The sequence below is a fragment of the Pseudomonas sp. BF-RE-25 genome, assembly GCF_019956105.1.
GTDB classification, from domain to species: domain Bacteria; phylum Pseudomonadota; class Gammaproteobacteria; order Pseudomonadales; family Pseudomonadaceae; genus Aquipseudomonas; species Aquipseudomonas migulae.
In genome coordinates this window covers 157,392-175,783 of record NZ_JAHBDB010000055.1, presented here as the reverse complement: position 1 = coordinate 175,783, position 18,392 = coordinate 157,392, and the positions used below count along the sequence as shown (strand labels likewise).

Sequence of the window (18,392 nt, the reverse complement as noted above, 5' to 3'; positions counted from 1 at the left end):
CGGCGATAGCGGTAGATCAATCAGCATTAATGTTGGCTGACACACCGCCATCGCCGGCAAGCCGGCTCCTACAGGGGGCATGCCACAGCCCTTTTTTTCAGATCCGCGTCAGCGCCTGCGCCAAATCGGCACGCAGATCCTCGACATCCTCAACCCCCACGGACAACCGCACCAGCCCGTCGCCGATGCCCAGCTGTGCGCGGGTTTCTGCGGGGATGGTGGCGTGAGTCATGATCGCCGGATGCTCGATCAGGCTTTCCACGCCGCCCAGACTCTCGGCCAGGGCGAATATCCGTACGCTCTCAAGGAAACGCGTGGCACCCGCCAGATCGCTCTTCAGATCGACAGAAATCATCCCGCCGAAACCGCGCATCTGCCGCTTCGCCAATTCATGCTGCGGGTGCGATGGCAGGCCCGGGTAGTAGACGCGCGCCACTTGCGGCTGGCGCTCCAGCCATTGCGCCAACTCAAGCGCGTTGCTGCAGTGACGCTCCATGCGCAGCGCCAGGGTTTTCACGCCGCGCAGGGTCAGAAACGCGTCGAACGGGCCGGCGATTGCGCCCACCGAGTTCTGCAGGAAACCCAGGCGTTGTGCCAGTTCCGGGTTCTGCCCGACCACGGCGATGCCGCCGATCACGTCGGAGTGGCCGTTCAGGTATTTGGTGGTCGAGTGCAGCACGATGTCGAAACCCAGCTCCAGCGGGCGCTGGATCCACGGGCTGGCAAAGGTGTTGTCGGCGACGCAGATGATGTCGCGGTCACGGCAGATACGTGCGACGGCGGCGAGGTCGGTCAGGCTCAGCAACGGATTGCTCGGCGTCTCGACCCAGACCATTTTGGTGTCGTCCTGCAACGACGCTTCGAACGCCGCGAGGTCCGTCAGGTCGACGAAACTGAAGCGATGCCCGGCGCTGCGTTTACGCACCTTGTCGAACAGTCGGAACGTCCCGCCGTAGAGGTCATTGCCGGACACGATGTGCGAACCGGCGTCGAGCAGTTCCAGCACCGTGGAAATCGCCGCCAGCCCGGAGGCGAACGCGAAGGCCTGGGTGCCGCTTTCCAGGTCGGCGACGCAACGCTCCAGGGCGAAGCGCGTCGGGTTGTGCGAGCGCCCGTAATCGAAACCTTTGTGCACGCCGGGGCTTTGTTGCAAATAGGTGGAGTTGGCATAAATCGGTGGCATCAATGCGCCGGTGGTCGGGTCCGGCGTTTGCCCGGCGTGGATCACCCGAGTGGCAAAGGCGCGTGCCGCGGCGTTTTCATCGTGTTGACTCATGCAAGGGATCTCCGCAAATGATTGAGCAGGTCGACGCGAGTAATCAGGCCGTGGAAGCCCGAGGCGTCGGCGATGATCGCGACCAACCCGCGATCGAGTTCTGCCTGCAGCTTTTCCAGGCTGGCGCTGGGCGGCAGGGTTTCCACTTTGTCGGTCATTGCGCTGGCCACGGTCAAGCGGAAGTGTGAAGGATCTTCCTGCATGCCCAGCAGAATGTCGGATTCGTCGATCACGCCGACCAGTTGCTTGCCGTCTGCCAGCACCGGCAATTGCGACACATCCGCCAGGCGCATGCGCTGGAATGCCGTCAGCAGCGTGTCGTCCGGGCCGACGCTGATCACCCGGCCATCCTCGAAACGCCGTGCGATCACATCGCGCAGGTCGCCATAAGGTTTGCGCTTGAGCAAGCCCTGATCGTTCATCCACTGGTCGTTGTAGACCTTCGACAGGTAACGGGTGCCGGTGTCGCAGACGAAACTGACCACGCGTTTGGGCGTGGTTTGTTCGCGGCAGTAACGCAGCGCCGCCGCCAGCAGGGTGCCGGTCGAAGAACCGCCGAGAATGCCTTCGGCGCGCAGCAGTTGGCGGGCGTGATCGAAGCTTTCCTCGTCGCTGATCGAATAGGCGTGGCGCACGCTGGACAGGTCGGCAATCGAGGGGATGAAGTCTTCACCGATGCCTTCCACCGCCCATGAGCCGGGTGTCTGCATGGTGCCGCTGCGGCTGTATTCGGCCATCACCGAACCGATGGGGTCGGCCAGCACCATTTCCAGATTGGGCTGTACGCGCTTGAAGAAACGGGTCAGCCCGGTCAGCGTGCCGGCCGAGCCGACGCCGACGACAATCGCATCCACGTCATGCTGGGTTTGCGCCCAGATCTCCGGTGCGGTGCTGCACTCATGGGCGAGCGGGTTGGCCGGGTTGTTGAACTGATCGGCGAAGAATGCGTCGGGAATTTCCAGCGCCAGCCGTGCCGCGACGTCCTGGTAATAATCGGGATGGCCCTTGCCCACGTCGGAGCGGGTGATGTGCACCTCGGCGCCCATGGCCTTGAGGTGCAAGACTTTCTCGGTGGACATTTTGTCCGGCACCACCAGCACCACCCGATAGCCCTTGGCGCGACCGACCAGGGCCAGACCGAGGCCGGTGTTGCCTGCGGTGGCCTCGACGATGGTGCCGCCAGATTTCAGCCGGCCGTCGCGCTCGGCTTCGTCGATCATCGCCAGGCCGATGCGGTCCTTGATCGAGCCGCCGGGGTTCTGTGATTCGAGCTTCAGAAACAGGGTGCACGGGCCCGTGTCAAAGCGGCTGACGCGCACCAGCGGCGTATTGCCGATCAGTTCAAGCACGGCAGGGCGGGAGTCGTTCGGCATGTTGTCACCTCTTTGCGAAAATTCGCACGGGAAGGACAGCAACCGGCGGCGAGCCATCGCACGCCAGTCGCCAGCAATGCATCGTTTGGACCATAGGCCGCGAATGCGCCTCTCGCAACTTTGTGCGACCAGCCGGTCACCTGATTGCTGGAGAGAATCCCCGAGTCGGCAATACTCAAGCGACCACCATCGGCCGAGGGCGAGCACCATTACGAAGGAAAGCAGTGGGGGCGAATCGGCCTCTGCGCTGATCGACGCACGAATCAGGGAATTGAATGACTGGCGGGGCGAGACGCTCGCGCGCGTCAGGGCGATCATCCAACAGGCCGACCCCGACGTGGTCGAGGAGTGGAAGTGGAGGGGCGTGCCGGTGTGGTCGCATGCCGGGATCATCTGCACGGGCGAGACGTACAAAACGGTGGTGAAAATGACCTTCGCCAAAGGCGCTGCGCTGGACGATCCTGCCCATCTCTTCAACGCCAGCCTGGAAGGCAATACCCGCCGGGCGATTGATGTGCATGAGGGCGAGACGCTTGATGAAAAAGCATTGAAGGCGCTGATCCGGGCGGCGGTGGCGCTCAACACCTCCAAATGAGTCGGCCGGTTTGTATCCCCGTGTATCCCTCGGGGCCGCAGCTATCTTGGCTTACAAAACCATGGCATCCGCGACACGTGCCCGATACACGACGGCCGCTTAATGGGGCACCACAACGGTATCACCCGGAGAAATGCCATGTTCCGTATCAACGCTCGTCACACCGCCAGAATGCTTGGCGTCGCTGTTGTCACCACTGCCGCACTCGCGGCGTTCTCCGGGATGTCTCAGGCCGAGGAAGTGAAGGCCCCTGCAAAAAGCTGGCAGACGGGGATTCATCGCACCGATCTCCTGAAAAAGGACCTCGATGTCGATGGTCGTGAAGTGATCCAGGTACGGGTTGATATCGATCCGGGCATCTCGTCGCCCAACCACTCCCATCCCGGCGTGGAAGTGGCTTATGTCATCGACGGCACGTTCGAATATCAACTGGAAGGGCAGCCACCGGTCACGTTGAAAACCGGTGATTCGCTGTACATCCCGGCCGGCGTTGCGCACGTCGCGAAGAACATCGGAACCAAAACCGGCTCCGAACTGGCGACGTACATCGTCAAGAAAGGCGAGCCGCTGGTTGTGATCAAACAGTAAGGCCTAGGGGGAACCGTCGATATGGTTATCGACGGTTCCCCTGTCATGCGCGAATTTTAATACACCGCAAATCCCTGTAGGAGCCGGCTTGCTGGCGATGGAGTGTCAGTCGACATCGATTCAGCTGACCCACCATCGCCAGCAAGCCGGCTCCTACAGGATTTATGTCAACCGGACATTCCCGGAACACTCCTACAACGGTTTCAGCGTTCGGCGGGCTAGCACGACGCCTAGTGCAACAATGATCAGCCCCAACGCTACCGCGAAGGTGATCCGCATGCCGTGGGCCACGGCTTCGGGGGGCGTCAGGGTGATGTCGGCCGCCTGCGAGGCGAGGGCGAATACAGCGCCCAATGCCGAGGCGCCGGTGATCAATCCCAGATTTCGCGACAGATTGAGCATGCCCGAGACAACGCCGCGCTGATCGGGCTGCATATCGCTCATGACCGTGGTGTTGTTGGCCGTCTGGAACACGGCATAGCCGAGCGTGATCACCACCATCGGCGCAACGTACCCGCCGATGCCAACGGTCAGCGGCAACACCGATAACACCAGGCAACCGACGGCCATGGCGAGCAGCCCGGCGACAGTCATCCGTTGGGCGCCGAATCGGTCGGCGATCCGGCCGGCGGGCACACCTGTCAGGGCCGCGACACAGGGCCCGACCGCGAGCACTATGCCCACCACAACCGCCTTCAGCCCAAGCCCGTGGGCCAGATAAAACGGCCCGACCACCAGCGTTGCCATCATCACCGTCGCGACCAGTGTGCTCATGGCCAGGCTCGCGCTCAGCACCGGGTTGCGAAACATCGCCAGCCGTATCAGCGGCGAAGCGACTTTCATTTCAACCAAAACGAAGAGCCCCACGCCGAACCCCGCCGCCAACAGCAAACCGATATTAAGCAGCCCGAAATGGCCACGGCCCAATGTCATGGCCAGCGCATACGCCGCCAGCGTCAGTGCCAACACCAGCGTGCCCCACGCGTCGAAACGGACGCTCCCGGTGGTTGCCTTCTGCCGATCCGCCGGCAGGTAGCGATGCGCAAGCAGCAGCGCCATCAGGCCCAATGGCACGGTGACCAGGAACATCGCCTGCCAACCGAACCCACTGATCAACAGGCCGCCCAGCGATGGCCCCAGTGCAGTGCCAATCGCCGACATCGTCCCGAGCAACCCCATGGCGCTGCCGGTTTTGGCTTTCGCCACGGTCTCACCGACGAAGGCCATGGTCAGCGCCATCATGATCGCCGCACCGAGGCCTTGCAGGGCTCGGGCGCCGATCAACATGCCCAATGTCGGTGCCCATGCGCACAGCGCCGAGGCGAGGGTGAACAGGCCAATGCCGCCGAGCAGCAACCGGCGGCGGCCGATCAGGTCACCGAGCCTTCCGACGCTGACGATCAGCGTGGTGATCGCCAGCAGATACGCGATGACGACCCATTGCACGTCCTGAAAGGTTGCACCGAACACCTGGGCCAGCGTCGGCAAACCGACGTTGGCGACGCTGGTGCCGAGTGACGACAGCAGCATCGACAGCGAAAGGCTGACCAGCGCCCAGCGCACGGCGGGTGTCTGTGTTGCGTTGTCCACGATGGCGATAGTCGGCTTCATGCTGTCCCTCTGGATCTGGCCACTCCCGAAGTGGAGCTATCAGAAATCTACGCTGGCGCCTAACATGGCGGAAGGCGCATGGGTTGCACTCTACTCGTGCGTCAAACGCCATCTCACCCGGCCGTGGGGCAACGCATGTCGACTCCCGATTTCAATTTGCTGATCACCCTTGATGTACTGCTCGCCGAAGGCAGCGTGGCGCGGGCCGCCAAACGCTTGCGGCTGAGTCCGTCGGCGATGAGCCGGGCGTTGGCGCGGTTGCGCGAAACCACCGGTGACCCGTTGTTGGTCCGGGCCGGGCGCGGACTGGTCGCCACGCCTCGGGCGCTGGAATTGCGCGAGCGGGTCAGCCAGTTGGTGCAGGACGCCGAAGCGGTGCTGCGCCCGGCGCAACAGCCTGACCTGAAACAATTGGCCCGCATGTTCACGTTGCGTACCAGCGAGGGCTTTGTGGAGACCTTTGGCGCGCCGCTCATCGCCCGGGTCGCCGAGCAAGCGCCGGGCGTGCTGCTGCGCTTCATGCACAAACCTGACAAGGACAGCACGTCGCTGCGGGACGGGACCGTTGATCTGGAAACCGGTGTGGTGGGGAAGGCTGCCGGGCCTGAGTTAAGGACCCAGGGTTTGTTTCGTGACCGATTCATCGGCGTAGTGCGCACGGGTCACCCGTTGAGTCAGGGCGAGATCACTTCGGAACGTTATGCGGCGGGTGGTCACATCAGCGTCTCGCGACGCGGGCTCGACAAGGGGCCTGTCGATGAGGCGCTGGCGGCGCTGCAACTGGAACGGCAGGTCGCGACCATCGTTGCCGGTTTCTCGACCGCGTTGGCGCTTGCCCGAGCCACCGATTTGATCGCTGCCGTTCCTGAGCGCCACACCGAAAACCTGCGGGCGGGCATGCACAGTTTTGCGCTGCCGGTTAGCTTGCCGGAATTCACCGTCGCGATGCTCTGGCATCCGCGTCTGGACGCCGATCCGGTGCATCGCTGGTTACGCGGGTGTGTTCGTGAGGTCTGTGCGCAATAGCCAGTGACGGTCAGTCTCAAAAACTGAACGACCGCGAGGTGTGTTGGGCCAGCTCGGCATCCAGCAGATGCTCGGCCAGCACATCATTCAAGAAGCGGAATTGATCGTTGAGGCCGACCACTTCGTTGCTGAAGTGGTTGCCGGCGGCCGGCATCAGCAGCGCTTCGAAGTTCTTGTCGAACACCAGCGACAGCACTTTGCGCGAGACGGCCTGCTGCGAGTAGTAGTTGTTGCCGAACACCGGAAAGCTCACGGCGAGGGTGACGGTGTGGATCATGATGTGCGCTCCTCGGTCAGGACGTACCACGAAAAAACGGTCAGCGTGAAGGCTGTCAGGGCCAGGCAGGTCAGCAGATGGATCAACATGATTTGCCCCTCCGGTTCGGGGTTGTGTGTCGGGTTGAAGTTGATCCTACGCTGACGATTCATGAGCGGAAGGCATTCGCGGCGATGGTGAATATCGATGTCAGTGATGGTCGGGTTTTTGTGGTGTTCTTGAGGGACCCTTCGCGGGCAAGCCTCGCTCCTACAGGGGCCGGTATTGAGATGTTATTTTGTGAACGACGCTGATCCCTTGTGGGAGCGAGCCTGCTCGCGATGCTCTTGCGGGCAAACACCTATACTCAGGTAGAAACCCTTAATCTGATTTCAACCCTAGAGAACCGCGATCTTGAACCTGCGTTCGCTGATCGTCGCCGTGCTGCTGGTGTTGGCGGGATGCGTCACGCCTGTGCGTGCCCCGGCGCCTGCGCCGCCCGTGGTCATTTCCCAGAGCACCTGGCAGCAGGTGGATCGGGACATCGTTGTGGCATCCCAGTCCGCCACCGAGCAGGCAAAAATCTATTCGCGCGGCGCCATGGATTACTGGCGAACCCGGGTCTATCAACTGACCGAAGAAAAATTCATTCCCTGGTTCAGCAGTTACTGGACCCAGGAATGGCTGTCGATGAAAGTCAGCTGGTACAGCCTCAGCGCCCAGGGTGAGCAGGACGCCTCGTCGAAACGCCTGGCGGCCTATCTGCTGGAGCAATACCAGAAGCGCGTGCTGGCCCCGGTCGCGGTCGAGATTGATCCCGACCAGATCCTCGCTCTGGCCACGGCGTTCTACGTGGATATTCTTCAGGAAGAACTGCAAAAAATCTCCCAGCGTCACGGCGTGCCCATGGCCCAGCTCAATGGCCGTATCCAGAAAATCCCGGCCATCGCCCTCGGACCGCCGCCCGCGCGGGACGCTTCGCTGTACCAGGTCGTGCACACCCAGCCGCTCAACACCCTGCCGGCGTACGCGGCGCTGATCGACAAGATCCACAAGGCCGGCGGTAGCAAGGGCGTTGATTCCACCGACCAAGCCATGGCGCCGGTGGCCAAGCGCGCCAGCCAGCGGATGGAAGCCGAAATGGCCCCGCGCGGTGCCGCCAGCGCGGTGTCCGCAGCGGCGGGAAAAATCGCCGGAGGCTTGATTACCTTGGGCGTGGCGGGAATTCGCGCACTGATTCAGGCCAACGACCGACCGGACAGCGAGGCGCTGATTCGCAGCAGCCTGGGCAACACGTTCGATAAGGCCTGGATAAAAATGGTGCAGAACCCGACCTCCGGTGTGATGGCGGGGACGTTGTACATGGCAGGGCAGATCGAGGGCAACCTGGCGGGGAGTGCCGACGTACCGTCGGTCAGTTCGGGCAGCGGCGCTGTCGATTGGAGCCCGTCCGAACCGACTAAACCGCAGATCGACCCTTAACCCCCGGCAGGAGAATGACCATGTCTTACGTCGATGGCTGTGTCTTTGCGGTGCCCAGTGCCAACCGCGAAAAATTCAAGAAACACGCGGAATCCGCCGCTGTGATTTTCAAGGAAAACGGCGCCCTGAGTGTTGTCGAATGCTGGGGTGATGACGTACCCGATGGCAAAGTGACTTCGTTTCCGCTGGCGGTGAAACTCAAGGACGACGAAACCGTGGTGTTTTCCTGGATCGTCTGGCCGGACAAGCCCACCCGCGATGCCGGCATGCAGAAATTGATGGCCGACCCGCGTATGCAGCAGGACGTCAACCCGATGCCGTTCGATGGTCAGCGGATGATTTTCGGCGGCTTCAACATCCTTTTGCAGGTCTGAGTGTGTGGCAGGATCACTCCGGCGTCGGGGTGATCCTGCAACTTTTTCGATTGCGGATCTCGCTGTCCGTCGGTCGTTCTTTGACAAACTCGAAACGCGGTTCACCTTCGCTATAGTGAACCAGCCAGCCCCATTCCAGCTCTGACTCATCCTGACCCGGTTTCGGTGGCACGGCCCACCATGGCTCTTTGCTGATGATCTCTCGCATGGCCCCGTCCCGTTTATTCGGTTGGTTCAACTATAACGTGCATGTCAGGAGGTGCCAGGCGTGAGCGACGAAACCCCGGAGCCGGTCAAACGGCTGTTTTTTGCATTGGATTGCCCACCCGAACAGCGCAAGGCGATTGCCCAATGGCGCAGCGCGCTGCAATTGCGCATCGGGCGTCCGGTGCCAGTGGAAAACTTCCATCTGACGTTGCTGTTTTTGGGCGCTGTGGAGGTGGCGCAGATTACCGAAATCTGCACGGCGGCAGCAAAGGTGCGCGTGCCGGGTGCGGCGTTGCGGTTGGCGCTGGATCGTCTGGATGTGTGGCGCAGGGCCGGGGTGTTGGTGCTCGCGCCGGAACAGGCGCCGCCAGAGTTGCTGCGGCTGGTGTATGCGCTGGAGCAGGCGATGTTGCCGTTCGGGTTTGAAGAGGCACACAAGGAATTCAGGCCGCATCTGACGTTGATGCGTGACTATCGGGCGCCGGTGCCTGAGTCGACGACGCCGCCGGAATTTTTTCTGCGGGCGGATCGATTTGTGTTGTTTGAATCCCACAAGGGTCGTTACCGGGCGCTGGCCGAATGGCCGCTGGTGCCGGCATAAAAAAAGGCGCCCGAGGAGGGCGCCGAACTCACCTTAACCGAGGAAGCCAGGTGAGGCCGTTCGTCAGAGAGGAGTGCGGCGGTGGTAAGGCGCTGCGTGAACGGTAAACAGTAAAAACCACATGTTTGTGTCTGGCCTCCCCCCTGTAGGAGCGAGGCTTGCCCGCGAAGACGGTGTGTCAGTCGCTATCAATGTTGAATGTGACGGACCCTTCGCGGGCAAGCCTCGCTCCTACAAGGGGGCGCGATTATTTCCCGAGCTTCACCCGCGTCCAGCCCCGGGTCATCACCCGCTGAACCCCGATCGGCATGTCCGGAATCGCATACAACGTCGCCATCACGGCCAAGGGCGGATACGAGCCCGGATCATCGCGAATCGCTTCATCCACCAACGGCGTTGCCGCCGCGTTGGCATTGCTGTAGCCGATGTTGTTGGTGATCTCGGCGATGATGTCCGGGCGCATCAGGAAGTTCATGAACAGGTAGGCGTTGTCGACGTTCGCCGCATCCCGTGGGATTGCGACCATGTCGTAGAAACTGCCGGCGCCTTCTTTCGGAATGCTGTATTCGATTTTCACCTTGTCGCCCGCTTCCTGTGCGCGAGCCTTGGCTTGCAGCACGTCGCCGGAATAACCGACAGCGACGCAGATGTTGCCGTTGGCCAGATCGGAGATGTACTTCGACGAATGGAAGTACGCCACCGACGGCCGGATTTTCATGAACAGCGCTTCAGCTTCGGCGATCTGCGCCTTGTTCTGCGAGTTCACCGGGTAACCCAGGTAGTGCAGGGCGGCGGGCAGCATTTCGGTCGGCGAGTCGAGGAAACTGATGCCGCAGGCTTTCAGCTTCTCGGCGTTTTCCGGTTTGAACAGCAAGTCCCACGAGTTGGTTGGCGCATTGGCACCAAGCACTTCCTTGACCTTGGCCGGGTTGAACCCGATGCCGATCGAGCCCCACATATACGGGAAGGCGTGACCGTTTTCCGGGTCGCTGGCCGAAGCGTTTTTCAGCAACACCGGGTTGAGGTTTTTCCAGTTCGGCAGCTTCGACTTGTCCAGTTCCTGATAGACGCCAGCCTTGATCTGCTTGGCCAGGAAGCTGTTGGACGGCACGACAATGTCATAGCCGGATTTGCCTGCGAGCAGGCGTGCCTCAAGGGTTTCGTTGCTGTCGAACACATCGTAGGTCACGCGGATACCGGTCTCGTCTTCGAACTTCTTGACGGTGTCCGGGGCGATGTAATCCGACCAGTTGTAGACGCGCAGTACCTTGTCATTGGCCTGGGCGCCGGTAGCCATCGCGCCCAATAAGGACAGTGTCAGCAGAGTCCTGCCAAACATTTTCATCGGTACAACTCCATTTCTCTTTTTATTCAAAATCACACAGCAAGAAAGCTTGCACGTTCCTTGTAGGAGCGAGCTTGCTCGCGAAAAACCTGAGGACGCCGCGCTCAATCAGACAGCCCGCGTTATCGTTGAAGTCCATCGCGAGCAGGCTCGCTCCCACAGGGACGGGTATCAGGCCGTCGCTCCTGCCATTTGCTTTTCAGGTTGCTGCCAGGATTCGCTGGCGGTCTGGTCCATCGCTTCCTGGATCGCCCGTTTGCGGCTGGCTTCGGCGCGGCGGCTGAAGTACCAGACCATGAAGGTCACAATCGAAACGGCGAGCAGAATCAGGCTGGCCACGGCGTTGATCTCAGGCTTCACGCCCAGACGCACCGCCGAGAACACTTCCATTGGCAAGGTCGTCGAGCCTGGGCCGGACACGAAACTCGCCAACACCAGGTCATCCAGCGACAGGGCAAACGACATCATGCCGCCGGCCGCCAGTGACGGCGCGATCATCGGGATGGTGATCAGGAAAAACACCTTGAACGGCTTCGCCCCGAGGTCCATGGCCGCTTCTTCGATGGACAGGTCCAGCTCACGAAGGCGGGCGGAGACGACCACCGCCACATAGGCCGCACAAAACGTGGTGTGGGCGATCCAGATGGTCACGATGCCACGCTCCATCGGCCAGCCGATCAACTGCGCCATGGCCACGAACAGCAGCAACAGCGACAGACCGGTGATCACTTCAGGCATCACCAACGGCGCGGTGACCAGGCCACCAAACAGCGTACGACCCTTGAAGCGCGTGACGCGAGTCAGCACGAACGCCGCCAAAGTCCCCAGCGCCACCGCCGCAATCGCGGTGTAGCAGGCAATCTCCAGCGAGCGCACCACCGAGCCCATCAGTTGCGAGTTGTCGAGCAAGCCGACGTACCACTTCACCGACCAGCCGCCCCACACCGTCACCAGTTTGGAGGCGTTGAACGAGTAGATCACCAGGATCAGCATCGGCAGGTAGATAAACGACAAGCCGAAAATCAACATGAACTTTGAAAATCCGAAGCGTTTCATCCCCGACCCTCCATCTCTTTGGCCTGGCTACGGTTGAACAACAGGATCGGCACAATCAGGATCAACAGCATCACCACCGCCAGGGCAGACGCCACCGGCCAGTCGCGGTTGTTGAAGAACTCTTGCCACAGCACACGGCCGATCATCAGGGTTTCCGGGCCGCCCAGCAGTTCCGGAATCACGAACTCACCGACCACCGGAATGAACACCAGCATGCAGCCGGCGATGATCCCGTTCTTGGCCAGTGGCACGGTGATTTTCCAGAAGTTGTTGAAGTTGCTCGACCCCAGGTCCGAACCCGCTTCCAGCAAGCTTTGATCGTGCTTGACCAGGTTGGCGTACAGCGGCAAGACCATGAACGGCAGGTAGGCGTAGACCACGCCGATATACACGGCCGTGTTGGTGTTGAGGATCTCGATCGGGTGATCGGTGAGCCCGGTCCACATCAAAAACGCGTTGAGCAAACCGTTGTTGCTGAGGATGCCCATCCACGCATACACGCGGATCAGGATCGCAGTCCAGGTCGGCATCATGATCAACAGAAGCAAGACGTTTTGCGCTTCCTTGCTTGCCTTGGTGATCGCGTAGGCCATCGGGAAACCGATCACCAGGCACATCAGCGTGCTGAAAAACGCGACCTTCAACGAGCCGAAGTAAGCCGAGATGTACAACTCATCCTCGGTCAGCATCAGGTAGTTGCCGACGTTGAGGAACAGCTGGAGTTTCTGTTCGGCGAAGGTGTAGATCTCGGAGTAAGGAGGAATGGCCAGCGCCGCTTCCGAGAAGCTGATCTTCATCACCAGGAAGAACGGCAACAGGAAAAACAGGCACAGCCACAGGAATGGAATCCCGATGACGAGCTTTCGACCACTCGGCATCAGCCGCATGAACCGCTGATTGAGTGTTTTCATGAGCGCAGTACCACGCCGCTGTCGTCTTCCCACCACACGTAGACTTTGTCGTCCCAGGTCGGACGCGCGCCACGGCGTTCGGCGTTGGCCATGAACGACTGCACGACTTTGCCGCCAGGCAATTCAACGTAGAACACCGAGTGACCGCCGAGGTAGGCGATGTCATGCACCTTGCCCTGGGACCAGTTGTAGCGGGACTCGGGTTGGGTGGTGCTGACCAGCAGTTTTTCCGGACGGATCGCGTAGGTGATGGACTTGTCCTCCACCGAAGTGCTGACGCCGTGGCCGACGTAGATCTTCTGCTCCAGATCCTTGCTGTGAATGATCGCGTGACCTTCAAGGTCCTCGACAACGGTGCCTTCGAAGGCGTTCACGTTGCCGATGAATTCGCAGACCATGCGGCTGACCGGGGCTTCGTAAATGTCCACCGGGCTGCCGATCTGGGCGATCCAGCCCAGGTGCATGATCGCGATGCGCTGGGCCATGGTCATGGCCTCTTCCTGGTCGTGGGTCACCATTACGCAGGTCACGCCGACGCGTTCGATGATTTCAACCAACTCAAGCTGCATCTGCGAACGCAGTTTTTTATCCAGCGCGCCCATCGGTTCGTCGAGCAACAACAGCTTCGGACGTTTCGCCAGGGAGCGGGCGAGGGCGACACGTTGACGCTGACCGCCGGAGAGTTGATGCGGCTTGCGTTTGGCGTATTGGGTCATGTGCACCAGGCGCAGCATCTCTTCCACGCGGGCGTCGATTTCACTGGCGGGCAAACGGTCCTGCTTGAGGCCGAAGGCAATGTTCTGTGCGACGGTCATGTGCGGGAACAGGGCGTACGACTGGAACATCATGTTGATCGGCCGTTCGTACGGCGGCATGTCGGTGATGTCCACGCCATCGAGCAGGATCCGCCCTTCGGTCGGGCGCTCGAAGCCGGCGAGCATGCGTAGCAGCGTCGATTTGCCGGAACCGGAACCGCCGAGCAAGGCGAAGATTTCCCCTTGATGAATCTCAAGCGAAACATCGTCCACTGCGGTGGTTTCGTCGAATTTCTTGGTGACGCGGTCGACTTTCACCAAGACCTTTTTCGGTGCCTGGTGACCTTCAAGAGCCTTCCTGTAAATGCTGGAGGCGTTTGCCATGTGAAACTCCCAACAGGTTTCAGTCGTCGGGCCAACGCGGCCTGACTTAAGAGTGGATTGCAAGCCCGGGGCATTCGGTTGGCGCAACCCCCTGTAGGAGCGAGGCTTGCCCGCGAAGACGGTATGTCAGTCGATATCATCGTTGCCTGATACACCGCCTTCGCGGGCAAGCCTCGCTCCTACAAAGGATTGCGCTCGCCTGATCCATACCGCTCGGGCTTATTCGGCGCCGCCGTCCTGGCTGCCTGGGTCGTACTTGTTGTTATTGCAGTGTGTTGTTTTCGCGAGCCACGGACGCGCAAAGGCACGCCCGCCAAACTCGCGGGGGCAGTAAATGGGTGTTTTGGGTCAGCGGGTTTTACGCTGCGCGGCCCGTCGTCGGCACGCATCGCCGAACGCCTGGAAAATACTCAAATAAGGAGGATTCGAAAGCACCTGCCATTCCGGGTGCCATTGCACACCGACAGCGAAGGTCGGGCTGTGGTCCACCGAAATCGCTTCGATCAAACCGTCCGGCGCAATCGCCTCGGCGCGCAGGCCGGGAGCGAGGCGGTCGATGCCCTGGCTGTGAATCGAATTGACCATGAACTCGGTCGGCAACTCGAGCGCTTCGAACACGCCACCCGGTTGCACTGTCACCGCATGTGCCGGGGCGTATTGCACCGCCAGTTCAGGGCTGTCCGCTTCGCGGTGATCGAGCATGCCCGGCAGTTCATGCACCTTCTGATGCAGGCTGCCGCCGAACGCCACGTTCATTTCCTGGAAGCCACGGCAGATGCCGAGTACCGGAACGCCCGCCGCAATGGCTGCACGCAATAAAGGAAGGGTAGTGGCGTCCCGCGCCGGATCGTGATCCGTGCCGGGAGCGCTGGCCGGGCCTTGATAGTGGAAGGGTTCCACATTCGATGGCGAACCGGTCAGCAACAGACCGTCGAGATGCGCGAGCACATCCTCGATTTCAGTCAGTTCGCCTAAGGAAGGAATGACCACGGGCAGCCCCAGAGCCGCGACGCTGACAGCACGCAAGTACTTGTCGCCGCTGATGTGGTAGGGGTGCAGGCCAATCTGTTTGACGCACGCTGTAACGCCGATCAATGGCTTGAATGCCATTTTTATCACCTCGACCTTGAACGAGTTTTTCAGGAGCTTAGCTTTGTTGATTTTAATTAACAACTCTCATGTAAAAAATTCTAAACGCCGCACGTCCGATTCCTAGTCTTTGCGCGGTGTTGAGGGCCTATATGGCACTCTCGTGCCCAGAAAAGTCCCAAAAATAAAGGATGAAAGGCCAAGTGTTCGCTATTGACTTCACTTTGCCGTTCGGGTTGACTGGGCTCCAGAAAGTGCGGTGAACATAATAATTAACAGCTAATAGGTGCATCATGTCGGTCCCTCTGCGTGCCGTTCAACTCAACGAAGCAAACGCATTCCTTAAGAAATATCCTGAGGTTTTGTACGTCGACCTTCTGATTGCGGATATGAACGGTGTGGTGCGCGGCAAGCGCATCGAGCGCACCAGTCTTCATAAGGTCTACGAAAAAGGCATCAACCTGCCGGCGTCCCTGTTTGCCCTGGACATCAATGGTTCCACGGTGGAAAGCACCGGCCTGGGTCTGGACATCGGCGACTCTGACCGGATCTGCTTCCCCATCCCTGGCACCCTGAGCATCGAGCCGTGGCAGAAGCGCCCAACCGCTCAGTTGCTGATGACCATGCACGAACTCGAAGGCGAGCCGTTTTTCGCTGACCCGCGTGAAGTGCTGGCCAATGTGGTGCGCAAGTTCGACGAACTTGGCCTGACCATCTGCGCCGCGTTCGAACTCGAGTTCTATTTGATCGACCAGGACAACGTGAACGGTCGTCCGCAGTCGCCGCGTTCGCCGGTATCGGGCAAGCGTCCGGTGTCGACCCAGGTGTACCTGATCGACGACCTCGACGAATACGTCGATTGCCTGCAAGACATCCTCGAAGGCGCGAAAGAGCAGGGCATTCCTGCCGACGCCATCGTCAAGGAAAGCGCCCCGGCGCAGTTCGAAGTGAACCTGCATCACGTCAACGACCCGATCAAGGCCTGCGACTACGCGGTGTTGCTCAAGCGTCTGGTGAAGAACATCGCCTACGACCACGAGATGGACACCACGTTTATGGCCAAGCCATATCCGGGCCAGGCGGGCAACGGTTTGCACGTGCACATTTCGATTCTCGACAAAGAAGGCAACAACATCTTTGCCAGCGAGGATCCCGAGCAGAACGCCGCGCTGCGACACGCGATCGGCGGTGTGCTCGAGACCCTGCCGGCGCAGATGGCTTTCCTCTGCCCGAACGTCAACTCGTACCGTCGTTTCGGCGCGCAGTTCTACGTGCCGAACTCGCCGAGCTGGGGCATCGACAACCGTACTGTTGCGGTACGTGTGCCGACCGGTTCCTCCGATGCCGTGCGCATCGAACACCGCGTTGCCGGTGCCGATGCCAACCCGTACTTGTTGATGGCTTCGGTGCTGGCCGGTATTCACCATGGCCTGACCAATGAGATCGAACCGGGCGCCCCGGTTGAAGGCAACAGCTACGAGCAAAACGAGCAAAGCCTGCCGAACAACCTGCGCGATGCATTGCGCGAGCTGGACGACAGCGAAGTCATGGCCAAATACATCGACCCGCTGTACATCGACGTGTTCGTGGCGTGCAAGGAAAGCGAGCTGGCCGAGTTCGAAAACTCCATTTCGGACCTTGAGTACAACTGGTACCTGCACACGGTTTGACGAGATCTGCGTCGACGACACAAACCTTGTAGGAGCCGGCTTGCTGGCGATAGCGGCGGCACATCCAACACAAATGCCGCCTGACACACCGCCATCGCCAGCAAGCCGGCTCCTACAGTTGATCGCTGTCGTTCACAGCTTTCGTGTACGTCACAAAACCCTGTAGGAGCCGGCTTGCCGGCGATGGCGGCAGCTCAGTCACCACCAACGTCCACGGCCCACCCAACATTCCTCTGCGTCGAGTCACAACCATGACAAACACTCGCAGCGACTGGGAACAACGCTTCCAGTCCCTAACCATCGAAAGCCGCGCCTTCATCGACGGCCAATACCGCGCTGCACTCAGCGGTGAAACCTTCGAATGCATCAGCCCGGTCGACGGTCGCTTCCTGGCCAACGTCGCCAGCACCGACGAAGCCGACGCGAACGAAGCCGTCGCCGTCGCACGCCGCACCTTCGAATCCGGCGTCTGGGCCAATCTCGCCCCGGCCGAGCGCAAGCGCACTTTGATCCGCTTCGCCGACCTGATCCTGGCCAACCGGGAAGAGCTCGCCCTGCTCGAAACCCTCGACATGGGCAAACCGATCAACGACTCGATGAACATCGACATCCCGGCGACCGCCAACGCGATCCGCTGGAGCGCCGAAGCCATCGACAAGATCTACGACGAAGTCGCCGCCACACCGCATGACCAACTCGGCCTCATCACCCGCGAACCTGTCGGTGTCGTTGCCGCCATCGTGCCGTGGAACTTCCCGTTGATCATGGCCAGCTGGAAGTTCGCCCCGGCCCTCGCGGCGGGTAACTCGTTCATCCTCAAGCCTTCGGAAAAGTCGCCACTGACCGCGATCCGCATCGCGCAGTTGGCACTCGATGCAGGCATTCCGAAAGGTGTGTTTAACGTCCTGCCGGGCTTCGGCCACACCGTCGGCAAGGCGCTGGCGTTGCACATGGACGTCGACGTGCTGGCCTTTACCGGCTCGACTGCGATTGCCAAGCAACTGCTGATCTACGCCGGTCAAAGCAACATGAAACGCGTCTGGCTCGAAGCAGGGGGGAAGAGCCCGAACGTGGTGTTCGCCGATGCGCCGGATCTGCGCGCGGCAGCACAGGCAGCGGCCAGCGGCATCGCTTTCAATCAGGGCGAAGTCTGCACCGCCGGTTCGCGTTTGCTGGTCGAGCGTTCGATCCGCGAGCAGTTCATTCCGCTGCTGGTGGAAGCGCTGCAAGCCTGGAAACCGGGGCATGCTTTGGACCCGCAAACCACCGTCGGCGCGGTCGTCGATCAGCGTCAACTGGACAACGTGCTGCGCTACATCCAGGTCGGCAAAGACCAGGGCGCGCAACTGATCGCGGGCGGTAGCCGCACCCTCGAAGCCACCGGCGGCCTGTACGTGGAACCGGCGATTTTCGACGGCGTGACCAATGCCATGACCATCGCCCGGGAAGAAATCTTCGGCCCGGTGCTGTCGCTGATCACCTTCGATACCGCTGAAGAAGCCTTGGCCATAGCCAATGACAGCATCTTCGGCCTGGCTGCCGGTGTCTGGACCAGCAACCTGAGCAAGGCTCACACCTTCGCTCGCGGCTTGCGCGCCGGCAGCGTCTGGGTCAACCAGTACGACGGCGGCGACATGACCGCGCCGTTCGGCGGGTACAAGCAGTCGGGTAACGGTCGGGACAAATCGCTGCACGCGTTCGACAAATACACCGAACTCAAAGCGACCTGGATCAAGCTCTAATACTTCTACAACGGCGGCCGCCGGCACATGCCAGCGGCCATCGGAGAAACC

At 60.8% G+C, this 18,392-nt stretch carries 18 protein-coding genes; 8 read left to right on the top strand and 10 right to left on the bottom strand.

The window, feature by feature from the left end:
- Positions 1–97: 97 nt before the first annotated feature.
- Together KGB24_RS22980 and KGB24_RS22975 are read right to left on the bottom strand one after the other, a co-directional pair.
- Complete coding sequence (locus KGB24_RS22980; RefSeq protein ID WP_008039031.1) at positions 98–1,276, bottom strand: cystathionine gamma-synthase; 1,179 nt, start codon at positions 1,274–1,276, stop codon at positions 98–100.
- A complete protein-coding gene (locus tag KGB24_RS22975) occupies positions 1,273–2,649 on the bottom strand; it encodes a pyridoxal-phosphate dependent enzyme (RefSeq protein WP_008039030.1) in 1,377 nt (458 codons plus the stop codon). The genes KGB24_RS22980 and KGB24_RS22975 overlap by 4 nt, the downstream gene beginning before the upstream one ends.
- 208 nt (positions 2,650–2,857) lie before the next feature.
- On the opposite strand from KGB24_RS22975, the gene KGB24_RS22970 reads away from it, so the two are divergent.
- Both KGB24_RS22970 and KGB24_RS22965 read left to right on the top strand, forming a co-directional pair.
- Positions 2,858–3,244, top strand: coding sequence for a DUF1801 domain-containing protein (locus KGB24_RS22970; protein ID WP_223416423.1), 387 nt, complete (start codon positions 2,858–2,860; stop codon positions 3,242–3,244).
- 138 nt (positions 3,245–3,382) lie between these two features.
- Positions 3,383–3,832, top strand: a complete 450-nt coding sequence (locus KGB24_RS22965; RefSeq protein WP_223416405.1) for a cupin domain-containing protein — start codon at positions 3,383–3,385, stop codon at positions 3,830–3,832.
- Between the two features lie 192 nt (positions 3,833–4,024).
- Here the strand turns inward: KGB24_RS22965 and KGB24_RS22960 are convergent, their stop codons facing one another.
- The gene (locus KGB24_RS22960; protein ID WP_223415500.1) at positions 4,025–5,443 is read right to left on the bottom strand and encodes an MFS transporter; all 1,419 of its coding nucleotides are present in this window, start codon (positions 5,441–5,443) and stop codon (positions 4,025–4,027) included.
- A gap of 135 nt (positions 5,444–5,578) precedes the next feature.
- Between KGB24_RS22960 and KGB24_RS22955 the strand changes: the two genes are divergently transcribed.
- Positions 5,579–6,469, top strand: a complete 891-nt coding sequence (locus KGB24_RS22955) for a LysR family transcriptional regulator (RefSeq protein ID WP_223415501.1) — start codon at positions 5,579–5,581, stop codon at positions 6,467–6,469.
- Between the two features lie 16 nt (positions 6,470–6,485).
- Here the strand turns inward: KGB24_RS22955 and KGB24_RS22950 are convergent, their stop codons facing one another.
- On the bottom strand, positions 6,486–6,746 hold the full coding sequence (locus KGB24_RS22950; protein ID WP_008027230.1) for a hypothetical protein: 261 nt from the start codon (positions 6,744–6,746) through the stop codon (positions 6,486–6,488).
- Between the two features lie 393 nt (positions 6,747–7,139).
- Between KGB24_RS22950 and KGB24_RS22945 the strand changes: the two genes are divergently transcribed.
- Positions 7,140–8,207: a hypothetical protein gene (locus KGB24_RS22945; protein WP_223415502.1), complete on the top strand. Its 1,068-nt coding sequence runs from the start codon at positions 7,140–7,142 to the stop codon at positions 8,205–8,207.
- A gap of 20 nt (positions 8,208–8,227) precedes the next feature.
- Entirely contained in the window at positions 8,228–8,581 is a 354-nt protein-coding gene (locus KGB24_RS22940) for a DUF1428 domain-containing protein (protein WP_223415503.1), read from the top strand.
- Positions 8,582–8,594: 13 nt separating this feature from the next.
- Here the strand turns inward: KGB24_RS22940 and KGB24_RS22935 are convergent, their stop codons facing one another.
- The gene (locus tag KGB24_RS22935; protein ID WP_008027221.1) at positions 8,595–8,789 is read right to left on the bottom strand and encodes a hypothetical protein; all 195 of its coding nucleotides are present in this window, start codon (positions 8,787–8,789) and stop codon (positions 8,595–8,597) included.
- A gap of 60 nt (positions 8,790–8,849) precedes the next feature.
- Here KGB24_RS22935 and thpR point away from each other — a divergent pair, with 60 nt between their 5' ends.
- Complete coding sequence (gene thpR / locus KGB24_RS22930) at positions 8,850–9,389, top strand: RNA 2',3'-cyclic phosphodiesterase (protein ID WP_223415504.1); 540 nt, start codon at positions 8,850–8,852, stop codon at positions 9,387–9,389.
- A gap of 247 nt (positions 9,390–9,636) precedes the next feature.
- On the opposite strand, the gene KGB24_RS22925 is transcribed toward thpR, so the two are convergent.
- The 5 genes from KGB24_RS22925 to KGB24_RS22905 all read right to left on the bottom strand — a co-directional run bounded on the left by KGB24_RS22925 (position 9,637) and on the right by KGB24_RS22905 (position 14,950).
- The gene (locus KGB24_RS22925; RefSeq protein WP_223415505.1) at positions 9,637–10,734 is read right to left on the bottom strand and encodes a polyamine ABC transporter substrate-binding protein; all 1,098 of its coding nucleotides are present in this window, start codon (positions 10,732–10,734) and stop codon (positions 9,637–9,639) included.
- 171 nt (positions 10,735–10,905) lie between these two features.
- Positions 10,906–11,790: an ABC transporter permease subunit gene (locus tag KGB24_RS22920; protein ID WP_008027215.1), complete on the bottom strand. Its 885-nt coding sequence runs from the start codon at positions 11,788–11,790 to the stop codon at positions 10,906–10,908.
- Positions 11,787–12,668, bottom strand: coding sequence for an ABC transporter permease subunit (locus KGB24_RS22915; RefSeq protein ID WP_162130729.1), 882 nt, complete (start codon positions 12,666–12,668; stop codon positions 11,787–11,789). The genes KGB24_RS22920 and KGB24_RS22915 overlap by 4 nt, the downstream gene beginning before the upstream one ends.
- A gap of 29 nt (positions 12,669–12,697) precedes the next feature.
- Positions 12,698–13,840, bottom strand: coding sequence for a polyamine ABC transporter ATP-binding protein (potA, locus tag KGB24_RS22910; protein ID WP_008027211.1), 1,143 nt, complete (start codon positions 13,838–13,840; stop codon positions 12,698–12,700).
- A 348-nt stretch (positions 13,841–14,188) separates the two neighbouring features.
- Positions 14,189–14,950 (bottom strand): gamma-glutamyl-gamma-aminobutyrate hydrolase family protein, encoded by a 762-nt coding sequence (locus KGB24_RS22905; protein WP_008027209.1) that lies wholly within the window; start codon positions 14,948–14,950, stop codon positions 14,189–14,191.
- A 272-nt stretch (positions 14,951–15,222) separates the two neighbouring features.
- Between KGB24_RS22905 and KGB24_RS22900 the strand changes: the two genes are divergently transcribed.
- Positions 15,223–16,599: a glutamine synthetase family protein gene (locus tag KGB24_RS22900; protein ID WP_008027208.1), complete on the top strand. Its 1,377-nt coding sequence runs from the start codon at positions 15,223–15,225 to the stop codon at positions 16,597–16,599.
- Between the two features lie 251 nt (positions 16,600–16,850).
- A complete protein-coding gene (locus KGB24_RS22895) occupies positions 16,851–18,341 on the top strand; it encodes an aldehyde dehydrogenase (RefSeq protein ID WP_223415506.1) in 1,491 nt (496 codons plus the stop codon).
- Positions 18,342–18,392: the final 51 nt, after the last annotated feature.